The organism is Kitasatospora sp. NPDC088391, from assembly GCF_044753345.1.
In the GTDB taxonomy this organism is placed as follows: Bacteria; Actinomycetota; Actinomycetes; order Streptomycetales; family Streptomycetaceae; genus Kitasatospora.
The window spans coordinates 225,001-238,511 of record NZ_JBIVNB010000003.1 but is presented as its reverse complement, the minus strand read 5'-3'; the positions used below and the strand labels follow the sequence as shown (position 1 = coordinate 238,511).

Genomic DNA, 13,511 nt, shown 5'->3' with positions numbered 1-13,511 from the left:
GGGGCGGGGGATACGGAGATCCGCCCGGCGGAAGGGTGTCCCCTCCACCGGGCGGATCGGTCGGCGCTCCTGACGGGGCGTCGGCGGGCGGTGCGGCCGCCCGGGCGGCCGGTTACTCGGAGTCGGTGCTCTGGACCGGGATGACCTGGGTGGCCGGGACCGGGGCCTTGGCGGGCTCGGCCGGGGCGTCCGGGGTCATCGAGTTGAGCAGCTGGCGGGCCAGGCCGAGGCCGGTGCCGCCCATGGTGAGGGCCTTGGCGAACATCTCGGACATGCCCTCGGCGCCGTTCAGCAGCACCATGTGCTCGACGTTGCCGAACGCGTCGGCGCCGGCCCGGACGATGGCGGGCCAGTTCTCGGCGAGCTGCTGGGCGACCACCGCCTCCTGGTTCTCGGCCAGCGCCGCGGCGCGGGCCTTGATGCCCTCGGCCTCGGCGAGGCCCTGGGCCCGGGTCGCCTCGGCCTCGGCCAAGCCCTTGGCGCGGGCGGCCTCCGCCTCGGCGAGGCCCTTGGCGGCCTCGGCGGCGGCCTGTGCCTCACCGGTGGCCCGGGTGGCCTCGGCGGCGGCCAGGCCGCGGGCCTTGGTGGCCTCGGCCTCGGCGGCCGCGGCGACCTTGACCCGGTTGGCCTCGGCGGCGGTCTTCAGCTCGGTCTCCCGGGACAGCGCCTCGGCGGCGGAGATCCGGGCGTCGCGGTCGGCCTCGGCCTTGGTGCGGGTCTCGTAGGCGCGGGCGTCGGCGGGCTTGCGGACGTCGACCTGGAGCTGCTGCTCCTTGCGGCGCGCCTCCAGCTCGGCGACCTTGGTCTCCTGGACCACGACCTCCTGCCGGGCGGCGGCCTGGGCGAGCGGTCCGGCCTGCATGGCGCGGGCCGCGGCGGTGTCCATCTCGGCCTGGTAGCCGGCCTGCTGGATGCCCGAGTTGCGGGTCGCCTCGGCCTTGCGGGCGAACGCCTCCTGCTCGGCCTCGGTGGCCCGGCGGTCGGCCTCGGCGGCCGCGATCCGGGCGTCCCGCTGGACGGCGGCGGCGTGCGGCGCGGCCAGGTTGGTGATGTAGCCGGTCGGGTCCAGGATCTCCTGGATCTGCAGCGAGTCGATGATCAGGCCGAGCTTCTCCATCTCGATGCCCGAGGCGGAGCGGGTCTCCCCGGTGAGGCGCTCGCGGTCGCGGATCATGTCCTCGACGGTCAGCCCGCCGACGATGGAGCGCAGGTGTCCGGCGAATACGTTGTGCACCCGCTGGCCCATCATCTTCTGCTGGTCCAGGAAGCGGCGGGCGGCGTTGGCGATGGACGCGTTGTCGTCGCCCACCTTGAAGATCACCACGCCCTTGACGTGCACCGGGATGCCCTGCGACGTCACGCACTCGACGTCCAGCGCGGCCTCGTTGAGGTCCAGCGACAGCCGGCGCACCGCCTGGACGCCGGGGATCACCAGGGTGCCCCGGCCGGTGACGACCCGGAAGCCGAGCCCCTCACCGTGCTTGGAACCGGAGATGACCAGGGCCTCGTTGGGCTCGGCCACCCGCCACATGAGTTTGAACAGCACGATCAGTGCGACGAGGCCAGCGACGGCTCCGCCGACAATGCCGATCAGCATCGGCAATCTCCCCCTTCAGGGCACACCGGTTCCGTGGCTGCGCTTCGGTCGTGCAGGATGGCGCGGAATCCGGTGGCAGCCCGCATTCTGCGCTTGTCCTGATCGCGGTGGAAGAGGGAACGCCGGTGTCGACCGTCACTGTCTCGAAACAGTTCGACGGCTGCCGTCGTGCGTGTACTGACGGAGGCTCAGAGCGGCGCGACGTAGACCGTGCGCGGTGGCTGGTACTCGACCACGACCACCATCGAACCGGGCTCCAGCCGCTCGCCCGGGACGGCGAGGTACGCCAGGAACGCCTCGGTGCCCTGCCGCTCCGGGACGTGCACCATCACCTCGCCGACCAACCCGGCGCCGATCCGCCCCGTCACCCGCCCCGTCAGCCCGATCATCCCGGCCATTCTCCCACGTCGGCCGGGTGGCGAACAGGTCGGCGGAGCGCGGCAGTTGCACGTCCGGCGCACGGAAGGGCGGGGGATGCGCCCTGGACCGCGCGCGCCCGGTGCCCTACGGTGAACGGCGAACGCGGGCGGCGAACTGCCCCCGCGCGGAACGGGAGCTCGGAGCACCGGGCTGAGAGGGCGCTGACGGTACGCGAACCGCGGACCAGCTGCTGCGCCGACCGCAGGAACCTGACCGGGTAATGCCGGCGTAGGGAGTGGAAGGTCGCATGACCGCATTTTCCGAAGAGACGTCTGCCCACCAGTCGGCCACCACCGGCTACCCCACCCCGGCCTGGCGCAAGGCGTACCGCCGCGGCAGCCGCCCCGACCTGCTGGTCCCCCACCGCGAGGTGCGGCTGACCAGCGGCGGGACCGTCCCGCTGTACGACACCTCCGGCCCGTACACCGACCCCGACGTCCCCACCGACGTGCGCCGCGGGCTGCCCGCGCTGCGCGACCCGTGGATCAGGCAGCGCGGCGACGTCGAGGAGTACGAGGGCCACGAGGCCCGCCCCGAGGACGACGGGATCAAGCACACCGCGCCGCGCGGCGGCGACCTGCGCAACCTGGACGCGGTCTTCCCCGGCCGGGCCCGCCGCCCGCTGCGCGCCCGGGACGGCGTCGCCGTCACCCAGCTCGGCTACGCCAAGCGCGGCCTGATCACCCCCGAGATGGAGTTCGTCGCGCTCCGCGAGGGCCTGGAGCCGGAGTTCGTCCGCGAGCGGGTGGCGAGCGGCCGGGCGGTCATCCCGGTCAACGTGAACCACCCCGAGGTCGAACCGGCGATCATCGGCACCGACTTCCTGGTGAAGATCAACGCCAACATCGGCAACTCCGCGGTCACCTCCTCGATCGAGGAGGAGGTGGAGAAGATGACCTGGGCCACCCGCTGGGGCGCCGACACCGTCATGGACCTCTCCACCGGCCGCAACATCCACACCACCCGCGAGTGGATCCTGCGCAACTCCCCCGTCCCGATCGGCACCGTGCCGCTCTACCAGGCGCTGGAGAAGGTCGACGGCCGGGCCGAGGAGCTGAGCTGGGAGGTCTACCGGGACACCGTGGTCGAGCAGTGCGAGCAGGGCGTCGACTACATGACGGTGCACGCCGGCGTGCTGCTGCGGTACGTGCCGCTCACCGCCCGGCGCAAGACCGGCATCGTCTCGCGCGGCGGCTCCATCATGGCCGCCTGGTGCCTGGCGCACCATCAGGAGAACTTCCTCTACACGCACTTCGAGGAACTCTGCGACCTGCTGCGCGCCTACGACGTCACCTTCTCGCTCGGTGACGGCCTGCGGCCCGGCTCGATCGCCGACGCCAACGACGAGGCGCAGTTCGCCGAGCTCACCACGCTGGGCGAACTGGGCCGGATCGCCCGGGCCAAGGACGTCCAGGTGATGATCGAGGGCCCCGGGCACGTCCCGATGCACAAGATCCGCGAGAACATGGACCTGCAGAAGGAGATCTGCGACGAGGCCCCGTTCTACACCCTCGGCCCGCTGACCACCGACGTCGCGCCCGGCTACGACCACATCACCTCGGGCATCGGCGCCGCGATGATCGCCTGGTGGGGCACCGCGATGCTCTGCTACGTCACCCCGAAGGAACACCTCGGCCTGCCGAACCGGGACGACGTGAAGACCGGCGTCATCACCTACAAGATCGCCGCCCATGCCGCCGACCTCGCCAAGGGCCACCCCGGCGCGCAGGCCTGGGACGACGCGCTCTCCGACGCCCGCTTCGAGTTCCGCTGGGAGGACCAGTTCAACCTGGCCCTCGACCCGGAGACCGCCCGCGACTTCCACGACGAGACCCTCCCCGCGGAGCCCGCCAAGACCGCGCACTTCTGCTCCATGTGCGGTCCCAAGTTCTGCTCGATGAAGATCTCCCAGCAGATCCGCGACGAGCACGGCGGCGAGGCCGAGCAGGCCGCGCTGGCCGGCATGGCCGAGAAGTCCGCCGAGTTCGCCGCCCAGGGCAACCGCGTCTACCTCCCGCTGGCCGACTGACCCCGGCCCCACCGACCGCGCCGCACCGGGAGACGGAGGGGGTCTCCCGGCGCGGCGCTCCGGTCTGTGCAGGTGCAGGTACCGGTCAGTCCTGGGGGCGGGTGCGGCGGAGCTTCGCGAAGAGGACCGCGCAGGAACCCAGCAGCACCAGCGCACCGCCCGCGCCCAGCAGGGCGCCGGACTCGTCGGCCCCGGTGCTGGCCAGGGTGCCGGTGACCGGGGAGGTGAGCGCGGCGGCGGCGACCCGGGTGCCGGGGGTGCCGGTCGGGGCCGTGGCGGGGGTGCTCCCGGTGGTCGGGGTACCGGTCGGGGCCGTGGTCGGGGCGCCCGGGCCGGGCCGGGGCGCGGAGGTGCTCGGGGCGGGGGTGGGCAGCGGGGTGCCGTCCACGGCCAGCAGGCTCTTCGAGTCGATGTCGACCGGGCCCTGGTCGGTGTCCGGGAGGAGGCTGAGCCACTCGGAGTAGTAGTGGCCCTGCGCGGCGGGGTCGGTGAGCGAGATCCGCACCTCGTACTGGTGGCTCGCGCCCTTGGCGAGACCGCCCGCCACCGCCGGCAGCTTCCAGGTGTTGTTCGTTCCGGCGACGGTGACCCACTTGTCGTCCTGCAGCACGTCCAGCTCGAAGGGGAACGTGTTCTGACCGGACGCGTTGTCGAAACGGAGGGTCGGGGTGATCGCCGAGGTGATGTCCCCACCGTTGTTGGTCAGGTTGAGGGCGGTCCGGAACGGCTGCTTGTACGAGACGGTGCCCGAGTAGTCGGCGAAGGTCTGGAGGAGGGCACCGGTGGGGGCGTCGACCGGCAAGGTCATCGGGGCGCTGTTGGTGCTGTCGTCCTGGTCGTTCAGCAGCTCCACCTTCACGGCGGTCTCGTTCACCGGGAGCGCGGCCTTCAGCTTCACGGAGACCGCCCAGCTGTAGGTGGTGCGGGCCGGCACGGTGAAGGGCACCGACGCCATCCGGTTCTCGGGCACCACGACGCCGGAGAACTCGTTGTCGTTGCCCCAGTGCGCGATGCCGTAGGTGGCCGGCGCGGAGATCGCCTTCGCGCTGAAGTCTATCCAGCTCCAGGAGCGCGGGTTGGAGCCCGTCGGCTTGACGGCCACCTCCGGGTGGAACGGCTGGGCCTCGTCGGAGTTGTTGGTGACGGTCATCGTCAGCTCCGCGCCGTTGCCGCCGCGGACCAGCGGGCCCTGCCCCGCGTTCGGCACCAGGGTGGCCACCAGCGGCTTGGCACCGCCCGGCGCGGGGGTGCCGGTGCCGGGGGTGTCGGCGAAGGCGGTCGCCGGGGCGAGCACGGCGGTGCCGGTGGCGGCCACCAGGGTGGCGAGGACGAGGAAGCGGGAACGGCGGGCGGGCGGCTGAGCGGACATGGGTGTTTCCCCCCTGGGAAGACGAAGACCTGGTGACGGACCACTGCCGAGATCGGTCCGCCTCTTCGTTGCGGGGCCCAGCAGCTGCGATGTGAAGATCTTCCCAGGGGAATCGTTCGCCTACCTCCACAGGAGCGTCACCACCCTGTAACAGCCCGCTGGGACAGGAGGGTTCGGGTGCCGACGGCACCTGCCCGGTAAGGCGTCCGAGAACCGGTATGGGGTATCCGGCGGCCTCAGGGGTTGGCCGGGCGGAGGCCGGCCGGGAGGGCGGCGGTGGCGAGTTGGGCGGCCACGGTCCGGGCCTGGTCCTGGGTGAAGGCGCCGGTGACGACGGCCTCGCCGCCGGTGATGGACTGCATGACGTAGGGGTGGGTGATGACGGTGCCGTCGAGGAGGACGGCGAGCTGGTTGCCGGGGGGCTGTTCGGAGGCGATCCGGCCGGTGAGGTCGGCGAAGGCGGTGCCGCCGGCCGGGGTGAAGCGGACGGTGATCTGCCAGCCGCCGCCCTGCGGGTCGGCGGCGGCGGAACTGTCGGCGATGTCGGCGTTCTTGAGGGCGACCGGGCCGAGGGCGAACTTGTGCCGGGTGCCGTCGGCGGGTTCGGTGCCGCCGCAGGCGACGGTTCCGGCGGCCGGGTCGGCCGTGGTCGGGCTCGCGGCGGTCGGGGTGGCGGTGGCGGACGGGCTCGCGGCGCAGTGCAGGGCGTCGAACCCGGCGCGCAGGGCGGGCGGGACGGTGCTCCCGGTGGACTCGGGCGCGGCGCCGTCCACCAGGTCGGCGAGGACGGGGCGGATCTCCAGGACGGGCCGCTGGGTGAGCGCGGTGAGTTCGGCCTTGCCGGGGGGCGGGCCGGCGACGGAGAGCGAGAGCGTGCCGGAGCCGGTGCTGACCTGCGGGTCGGGCAGGCCGAGCAGCTCGGCCCGGCGGCGGAGCTGCTCGGCGGCCCGGGTGAGCGCGTCACCGCTCAGCTGCCCGTCCGTGCTGAAGGCCGTCACCGTCCGCGGGACGGCGGCCTTCTCGGCCGGTCCGCCGGACTCGCAGGCCGCGGCGCCGACCGCGCAGGCGAGCAGCAGGGCGGTGGTGCCGGCGATCCGCGTCGAGGTCCGCATCGATGGCTTCATGACGCCATTCTGGCAGCCGGACCGACGCCCTGCGGGTGGTCAAGCAATGTTCAACTCGGAGGAAAGGAGAAAGAGTTGATGATCCATCAGGCCGGATAGGCGAAGCGCTGGACGGCCGGGGCGGAGACCACCTGGACGGTGTCGGTGCCGGGGAGGCGGAGGTGGGCGAAGCCGCCTTCGAGGGTGAAGGAGACGTCCTCGGCCCGGTCGACGGGGGTGCCGGTGGCGTCCAGCACGGTGTAGCCGGGGCGGAGTTCGACGGTGCCGCGGCGGGGCTGCGGGGTCATGCGGGGACCTCCGGGAAGTCGAGGGTGGGCCGGGCCAGGTGGTTGAACCAGTTGGAGAGCGTGTTGAGCGCGACGTGGGCGGTGATCTCGGCGAGTTCGGCGTCGGTGACGCCGGCCGCCCGGGCGGTGGCCAGCTCCTCGTCCGAGACCCGGCCGCGGGTGTGCAGGATGCGGTCGGCCAGGCGCAGCACCGCGTCGGCGTGCGGGTCGGTGTCGTCGAAGCCCTTGCGGGTCTGCGCGAGCTGCTCGTCGGTGAGGTGGAGCAGGCGGCGGCCGCGCAGGGTGTGGGCGCTGACGCAGTAGGTGCACTCGTTGTGCTGGGCGGTCAGCAGGGCGAGCTGCTCGCGCAGCTTCGGGCCGAGCGCGCCGTTGCCCAGGTGCTCGTGCAGGGCGAGGTAACCGCCCAGCGCGGCGGGCGAGTTGGCGAGGGTGGCGTAGAGGTTCGGGACGCGGCCGAGGCGGGCGCGGGTGCGCTCCAGCAGTCCGTCCGGGTCCTCGGTGAGCAGCGGCAGGCGTGGCACGACCCCTCCAGATGGTACCGATCGGTTCCGTTCTGACAGCAGAGACGGTACCGATCGGTACCGTAATTCGTCAACCACCGGCTACGCTGGGAGACATGGCCACCCACGCACGCGCCCGCCTGCTCGACACCGCCGAGGAGCTCTTCTACGCCGAGGGCATCCGCGCCGTCGGCGTCGAGCGCATCCTCGCCGAGTCCGGCGTCGGCCGGGCCTCCTTCTACCGGCACTTCACCGGCAAGGACGAACTGGTCGTCGCCGTCCTCACCCGCCGCGACCGCGCCTGGCGCGACTGGCTCGCCGCCGGCGTCGCCGAGCGCGGCGGCCGGCCGCTGGACGTCTTCGACGCCCTCGCCGAACGCTTCGCCCGCGCCGACTTCCGCGGCTGCGCCTTCATCAACACCATGGTCGAGACCGCCGACCCCGACAGCCCCGCGCACCGGGTCGCCGCCGCCCACAAGCGGCAGGTGGTCGCGTACGTGGCCGGCCTGCTCGCCGCCCAGGGCCGCCCCGCGGAGGAGGCCGCCGCGCTCGCCCGCCGCCTGGTCCTGCTGATGGACGGCGCGATCGTCACCGCCCTGCGCGAGGGCACCCCGGACGCCGCCGCCGAGGCCCGGGCCGTGGCCGCCGCACTGCTGGCGGCCGGAGCGGGAACAGGCGGCGCGGCGCTGGAGGAATCGTGCGCGGCGCCCGCCGATCGGGGGTGATCCGTGCGCCCCGGCCGGACCCGCCGGGGCCCGGGCGAGGATGCGGGAGAACCGTCCGCTCCCCGTCCACCCAGGAGGCGCACCCATGTCGGCCGACGTTCACCCCGGACTCGACACCCTGCGCGGCAGCGCCGCCGCGCTCCGGCCCGAACTGGTCGCGCTCCGCCGCGCCCTGCACCGCGAACCCGAGATCGGCCTCGACCTCCCCCGCACCCGGGAGAAGGTGCTCGCCGCCCTCGACGGCCTCCCGCTGGAGATCACCCTCGGCAAGCGCCTGTCCTCCGTCACCGCCGTGCTGCGCGGCGCCCGCCCCGGCCCCGCCGTGCTGCTGCGCGCCGACCTCGACGCCCTCCCCGTGCAGGAGAACACCGGCCTGCCGTACGCCTCCGAGGTCCCCGGCGCGATGCACGCCTGCGGGCACGACCTGCACACCGCCGCCCTGGTCGGCGCGGCCCGGCTGCTCGCCGAACGGCGCGAACAGCTCGCCGGCAGCGTGGTGTTCATGTTCCAGCCCGGCGAGGAGGGCGGCGGCGGGGCGGCCCTGATGGTCGAGGACGGCGTGCTGGACGCCGCCGGGGAACGGGTCGCCGCCGCGTACGCCCTGCACGTCGGGGCCTCGCTGCTGCCCGCCGGGTACGTCGCGGGCCGGCCCGGCCCGATCATGGCGGCCTCCGACACCCTGCGCGTGGTGGTCCGGGGCCGCGGCGGCCACGGCTCCAGCCCGCACCTCGGCCTCGACCCCGTCCCCGCCGCGTGCGAGGCCGTCCTCGCCCTGCAGACCATGGTCACCCGGCGCTTCGACGCCTTCGACCCGGTCGTCCTGACCGTCGGGACGTTCCACGCCGGGACGGTCGAGAACGTCATCCCGGACGAGGCGGTGTTCGCGGCGACCGTCCGCTCCTTCTCGCCCGCGGCCCGCGAACGCGTCCTCACCGAGGCCGTCCGGGTGGTCCGCGGCATCGGCGAGGCGCACGGCTGCGAGGTCGACGCGGTGGTCGAGCACGGCTACCCCGTCACGGTCAACGACCCCGCCGAGGCCGGGTACGTGGAGCGGACGGTGCGTCAACTCCTCGGCGAGGAACGGTACGTCGAGATGCCGAGGCCGCTGGCGGGCTCGGAGGACTTCGGGGTGCTGGCGGGGTACGTGCCGGCCGCGTACGTCATGTTCGGCGCGTGTCCCGCGGACGCCGACCCGTTCACCGCGCCGTACAACCACTCGGCGGAGGCCCGCTTCGACGACGGCGTCCTGGCGGACGCGGCCGCCCTGCTCGCGGCCCTCGCCCTGGGCACCCGGGACGGCAGGTAGGGGCCCGGGGGACTCCAGGCACACGCTGGTCAATCAGGGGCCCGGGAAACTTCTCGGCAGGCGGGACGGGAGAAAACAGGGGCCCGGGGAACGGCGGGGCCGAGGGGCTGATCGCCGGGACACAGTGGGGCGCTACGGGGCGTCGGCCGAGGACCTTCGGCCCGAAACGGGGTGGCGCTTCGCGGCCCGTCGGTCACCAGCCACTCGGCCCCGCCGTTCCCCGGGCCCCTGGAGCTTCGCTCCTCGGGCCCGGGGCGGAGCTTCGTTTCCATCGGGCCCGGGGCGGAGCTTCGCTCCCGCGAGAGCCCGGCGGCCGCGAGCTACGGCTCGATGGGGACGTAGGCGGTGCGGCGGCCGTCCGGGGTGAGGAGGTGGCCGACGAGTTTGAGGGTGCGGAGGGTGATGTGGCGGTTGTGGACGCGGATCGCGGGGTGGTGGTGGGCGAGGTCCTGTTCGATCCGGCGGAGGTCGGGGAGCTGCGGGGTGACCAGGTAGAGGGCGAGGTTGGCGGGGCCGACGGTGACGGCGCACATCCGGGTCTGCGGGAGGGCGGTGAGGCGGCGGGCGGTGTCGGGGAGGGCGGCGGGCGGGACGTCGAGCCAGAGCATCGCGCCGACGGGGTGGCCGGTGACCAGGGGTGAGGCGTCGCAGCGGAGCACCGCGCGGCCGGAGTCGCGGAGTTCGGCGAGGCGGCGGCGGACGGTGCTGGCGGGCAGGCCGGTGCGGGCGGCGAGCGCGGCGTAGGGCATCCGGCCGTCCGCGCCGAGGGCCTGGATGAGGGCGAGGTCCTCCTCGACCCGGTGGCCGCCGGACCCGGGGCGGCCGCCGTCCGGGGGCGGGGCGGCGATGGCGCGGCGCTGTTCGGCGTCGAGGGCGCCGTTGGAGAAGCTGCTGCCCTCGACCAGGGTGCGTTCGACCAGGGCGGTGCGGGTGCGCAGCACGCCGGGGACGGTGCCGAGCCGGTCGAGCAGGTAGCCGGTGAGCGAGGCGTGGTCGTAGGCGGCGACGGTGAGCAGCAGGTCGGCGTCGCCGGTGACGAGTTCGATGCTGGCGGTCTGCGGGTGCCGGGCGATCTCGGCGGCGACCCGGCCGATCCGGTCGGCGGGGCAGTCGACCTGGACCAGGGCGGTGAGGCCGCGGCCGATCCGGTCGGCGTTGGGGTAGCAGGTGACCCAGGCGTTGCCGTCGGCGGTGAGCCGGGACCAGCGGCGGGACAGGGTGGCGGGGTCGACGCCGAGCGGGGCGGCCAGCCGGGACCACGGGGCCCGCGGGTCGACGCGGAGGGCGTCGACCAGGGCCAGGTCCAACTCGTCGATCATGGCTGATCCTTGCGCGGGGTCGGCCGCAGGAACGGATTCGTGCGCGGGCGCTGCCGGGGTCTCCAGGTTAGCCATCCTGTCGGCCACCCCCACCCCTGCGCACCCCCGTGGAACCGCCGATGACGACGACGACCGACCCCGCCGACCCCACCGTCCCTGCCGACCGGGCCGTCCGGGCCGCCGCCGCGGCCGTGCCGCTGCTCGCCCTGGTCGAGTTCGCCTCGGGCGTGCTGCAGGGCGGGTTCCCGATCCTGCTGCCGCGGTTGGGCGAGCACCTGGACCTGCGGGCCGCCGACCTGAGTCTGGCGCTGGGGGCGGAGTTCCTGGTGTCGGGCGTCGCGGTGCCGCTGACCTCGCGGCTGGGCGACCTGTACGGGCACCGCAGGCTGCTGCGGGCGACCGTGCTGCTGACGCTGCTGGGCTTCGTGGTGACGGCGCTGGCCCCGGACCTGCCGGTGCTGCTGGCGGGCCGGGCGCTGTCGGGGTTCCTGGCGTGCTGGCTGCCGCTGGAGTTCGCGATCCTGCGGGACCGGCTGGGCGAGGAGCGCGGCGGCCGGGCGGTGGGCCCGCTGGTGGGCGCGCTGACGGTGGGGTCGACGCTGGGCGCGCTGGCGGTCGGCGGCCTGGGCGCGGACCCGGCGGCGACCCGCCCGCTGCTGTGGGCGCTGGCGGTACTGCCGGTGCTGGCGCTGCCGGTGGTGTGGTGGCTGGTGCCGGAGTCGGTGGTGCGGGCGGCCGGCCGGATCGACTGGGCGGGCGCGGCGCTGCTCTCGCTGGGCCTGACGCTGCTGCTGGCGGGCCTGGGCGCGAGCGGGGTGCTGCCGGGCGCGGTGACGGGGCCGTCGATGGCGGCGGGCGTGCTGCTGCTGGCGCTGTTCGTCCGGCAGCAGCTGCGGTCGGACGCCCCGGTGGTGGACGTCCGGCTGCTGGCCCGCCGGGCCACCGCGCCGGTGTTCGGGCTGAGCTTCCTGCTGGGCTGCGCGCTGTACGGGGCGCAGGGCCCGACGCTGGCGTTCCAGGCGGCGAAGCCCGCGGAGACGGGGTACGGGCTGGGCGCGGTGCCGCTGGTGCTGGGCCTGCTGGTGCTGCCGCAGACGGCGGCGGCGACGCTGGGCGCCCTGACGGCGCACCGGTTGACGCTCCGTCAGGACGTGTCGCGGGTGCTGGGCCTCGGGTTCGCGCTGTGCGCCACCGGCTACGGGGTGATCGCGCTGGGGCACGCGGCGGCCTGGCAGTTCGTGCTGGGCGGGGCGCTGGCGGGGTACGGGGCGGGGCTGGGGCTGAGCCTGCTGCCGGCGCTGCTGATGCGGCGGCTCCCGGCCGACCGGACGGGCGTCGGCACGGGGGTGTACAACACGCTGAAGTCGCTGGCGGGCGCGGCGGCGGGCGTGCTGGCGGCGGCGGTGCTGGACCACCTGGTGCTGCGGGCGGGCGTGCCCTCGGAGGGCGCGTACACGCTGGTGTGGGCGGGCTGTGCGGCGGCGTGCGCGCTGGGCGTGCCGGTGGCGCTGGCGCTGCGGCAGCGGCGGGCCTGACGGTCCGCCGCGACGGCCGGTGGGCCGACGGCCGGTCAGACCTCGTCCGGGCCGGTGAAGTCGGGGCTGTCGTGGCCGGGCGGGGTGAAGCCGGGGGGCCGTCGGCGGCCGTCGGCGTCGGTGATGCCTTCGGGGCCCGGGCTGTCGAAGTCCGGGGAGGCGTAGTCGGGGCTGTCGTGGTCGGGGCTGCTGAAGCCGGGGCGGCGGGGGGTGCGTCCTTCGGCGGGGCTGGTGAAGTCGGGCGCGGTGTAGCCGGGGTTGCGGTCGGTGGTGCGGGGGCGGCCCTGCGGGTCGGTGAGGCGTTCGGGGCCCGGGCTGGTGAAGCCGGGGCCGTCGGGGCGGGGGCGGCCGTCGGTGTCGGTGAGCCCTTCGGGCCCGGGGCTGGTGAAGTCGGGGGAGGAGTAGCCGGGGCCGCTGAACTCGGCGGGCCGGGGCCGGCGACCCTCGGCGTCGGTGAGGCCCTCGGCGCCGGGGCTGCTGAAGCCGGGGCTGGCGTACGCGGCCCGGCTGTAGCCGGGGCGGTGCAGTTCGGGCGGGGCGGTCCGGGCGCGCAGGACGGGGGCGGCCGGGGGTTCGGCGCCGAGGTTGGCGTGCAGCCAGGGCAGCAGGGCGCGGTCGCGCAGGGCGTCCTGCCAGGCGGCGCGGGCCTCGGCGAGGTCGGCGTGCTGCTGCGGGTCGGCGTGGTCGGGCGCGGCGGCGTCGCGCAGCGCGGTGAGGACGAGTCCGGCGCCGCCGATCAGCAGCGCGGCGGCGGCGACGGCCAGGGCGAGGACGCCGGCGGTGACGGTGGAGCGGCCGAGCGCGAGGTCGGGGGCGGCGGCCCGGAGCAGCCAGCCGACCAGCAGCAGGATCAGGCCGGCGGTGCCGGCCAGCACGGGGGTGAGCACGGTGAGGACGGGGAAGACGCCGGGCCCGGCGGGCGGGACGCCGTCGGGGCGTTCGGCGAGCGCGGTGCGCAGCGCGAGGTAGTGCGCGTACTCGGGGGAGGCCGGGGCGGCGACGCGGTCGGCGTCGGCGAGCGCCCTGGTGTGCAGCTGTTCGGCGGTGAGGTGCGCGCCGGGCGCGGCGAGGGCCTGCCGGACGGTGGGCTCGCGCAGGGCTTCGTCGAGGAGGCGCGCGAAGGCGGCGCGGTCCTCGGCGAGCAGGCGCGGGGGGTTGCTCATGGGTACCCCGTTCCGCGAGGTCGACGGAGAGTCGGTGGGCCTCGATCGTAGGGGTGCGCGGGAGCGTGCGGACAGGCTCTTTCCGGAACTTCAGTACCGTCAGTGGCCGTGCGCCGCCGTGCAGTTGTTCCGTGCGC

At 74.9% G+C, this 13,511-nt stretch carries 12 protein-coding genes and 1 riboswitch; of the genes, 4 read left to right on the top strand and 8 right to left on the bottom strand.

Going from position 1 to position 13,511, the window contains the following annotated elements; all coding sequences use genetic code 11:
- Positions 1 to 112 precede the first annotated feature (112 nt).
- Positions 113 to 1,597 (bottom strand): flotillin family protein, encoded by a 1,485-nt coding sequence (locus ACIQBJ_RS09770; protein WP_400706446.1) that lies wholly within the window; start codon positions 1,595 to 1,597, stop codon positions 113 to 115.
- A gap of 188 nt (positions 1,598 to 1,785) precedes the next feature.
- Positions 1,786 to 1,986: a hypothetical protein gene (locus ACIQBJ_RS09765; protein ID WP_400706444.1), complete on the bottom strand. Its 201-nt coding sequence runs from the start codon at positions 1,984 to 1,986 to the stop codon at positions 1,786 to 1,788.
- 160 nt (positions 1,987 to 2,146) lie between these two features.
- A riboswitch (TPP riboswitch) is annotated at positions 2,147 to 2,252 on the top strand.
- A gap of 12 nt (positions 2,253 to 2,264) precedes the next feature.
- Here ACIQBJ_RS09765 and thiC point away from each other — a divergent pair.
- The gene (gene thiC, locus ACIQBJ_RS09760) at positions 2,265 to 4,046 is read left to right on the top strand and encodes a phosphomethylpyrimidine synthase ThiC (RefSeq protein ID WP_400706441.1); all 1,782 of its coding nucleotides are present in this window, start codon (positions 2,265 to 2,267) and stop codon (positions 4,044 to 4,046) included.
- Between the two features lie 85 nt (positions 4,047 to 4,131).
- Here thiC and ACIQBJ_RS09755 read toward each other — a convergent pair whose 3' ends face one another.
- From ACIQBJ_RS09755 to ACIQBJ_RS09740, 4 genes are all read right to left on the bottom strand, one after another.
- The gene (locus ACIQBJ_RS09755; RefSeq protein ID WP_400706438.1) at positions 4,132 to 5,415 is read right to left on the bottom strand and encodes a hypothetical protein; all 1,284 of its coding nucleotides are present in this window, start codon (positions 5,413 to 5,415) and stop codon (positions 4,132 to 4,134) included.
- A 236-nt stretch (positions 5,416 to 5,651) separates the two neighbouring features.
- On the bottom strand, positions 5,652 to 6,539 hold the full coding sequence (locus ACIQBJ_RS09750; protein ID WP_400706435.1) for a SecDF P1 head subdomain-containing protein: 888 nt from the start codon (positions 6,537 to 6,539) through the stop codon (positions 5,652 to 5,654).
- A gap of 86 nt (positions 6,540 to 6,625) precedes the next feature.
- Entirely contained in the window at positions 6,626 to 6,826 is a 201-nt protein-coding gene (locus tag ACIQBJ_RS09745; RefSeq protein ID WP_400706432.1) for a hypothetical protein, read from the bottom strand.
- Complete coding sequence (locus ACIQBJ_RS09740) at positions 6,823 to 7,347, bottom strand: carboxymuconolactone decarboxylase family protein (protein ID WP_400706429.1); 525 nt, start codon at positions 7,345 to 7,347, stop codon at positions 6,823 to 6,825. The genes ACIQBJ_RS09745 and ACIQBJ_RS09740 overlap by 4 nt, the downstream gene beginning before the upstream one ends.
- Before the next feature lie 95 nt (positions 7,348 to 7,442).
- On the opposite strand from ACIQBJ_RS09740, the gene ACIQBJ_RS09735 reads away from it, so the two are divergent.
- Both ACIQBJ_RS09735 and ACIQBJ_RS09730 read left to right on the top strand, forming a co-directional pair.
- Positions 7,443 to 8,051 (top strand): TetR/AcrR family transcriptional regulator, encoded by a 609-nt coding sequence (locus tag ACIQBJ_RS09735; RefSeq protein ID WP_400706426.1) that lies wholly within the window; start codon positions 7,443 to 7,445, stop codon positions 8,049 to 8,051.
- A gap of 85 nt (positions 8,052 to 8,136) precedes the next feature.
- Positions 8,137 to 9,357, top strand: coding sequence for a M20 family metallopeptidase (locus tag ACIQBJ_RS09730; protein WP_400706423.1), 1,221 nt, complete (start codon positions 8,137 to 8,139; stop codon positions 9,355 to 9,357).
- Between the two features lie 320 nt (positions 9,358 to 9,677).
- Here ACIQBJ_RS09730 and ACIQBJ_RS09725 read toward each other — a convergent pair whose 3' ends face one another.
- Positions 9,678 to 10,676 carry an Lrp/AsnC family transcriptional regulator gene (locus ACIQBJ_RS09725; RefSeq protein ID WP_400706420.1) on the bottom strand — a complete coding sequence of 333 codons (999 nt, stop codon included), beginning with the start codon at positions 10,674 to 10,676 and terminating at the stop codon, positions 9,678 to 9,680.
- 119 nt (positions 10,677 to 10,795) lie between these two features.
- On the opposite strand from ACIQBJ_RS09725, the gene ACIQBJ_RS09720 reads away from it, so the two are divergent.
- A complete protein-coding gene (locus ACIQBJ_RS09720; protein WP_400706417.1) occupies positions 10,796 to 12,211 on the top strand; it encodes an MFS transporter in 1,416 nt (471 codons plus the stop codon).
- A 35-nt stretch (positions 12,212 to 12,246) separates the two neighbouring features.
- On the opposite strand, the gene ACIQBJ_RS09715 is transcribed toward ACIQBJ_RS09720, so the two are convergent.
- Positions 12,247 to 13,374 (bottom strand): hypothetical protein, encoded by a 1,128-nt coding sequence (locus ACIQBJ_RS09715; RefSeq protein WP_400706415.1) that lies wholly within the window; start codon positions 13,372 to 13,374, stop codon positions 12,247 to 12,249.
- Positions 13,375 to 13,511: the final 137 nt, after the last annotated feature.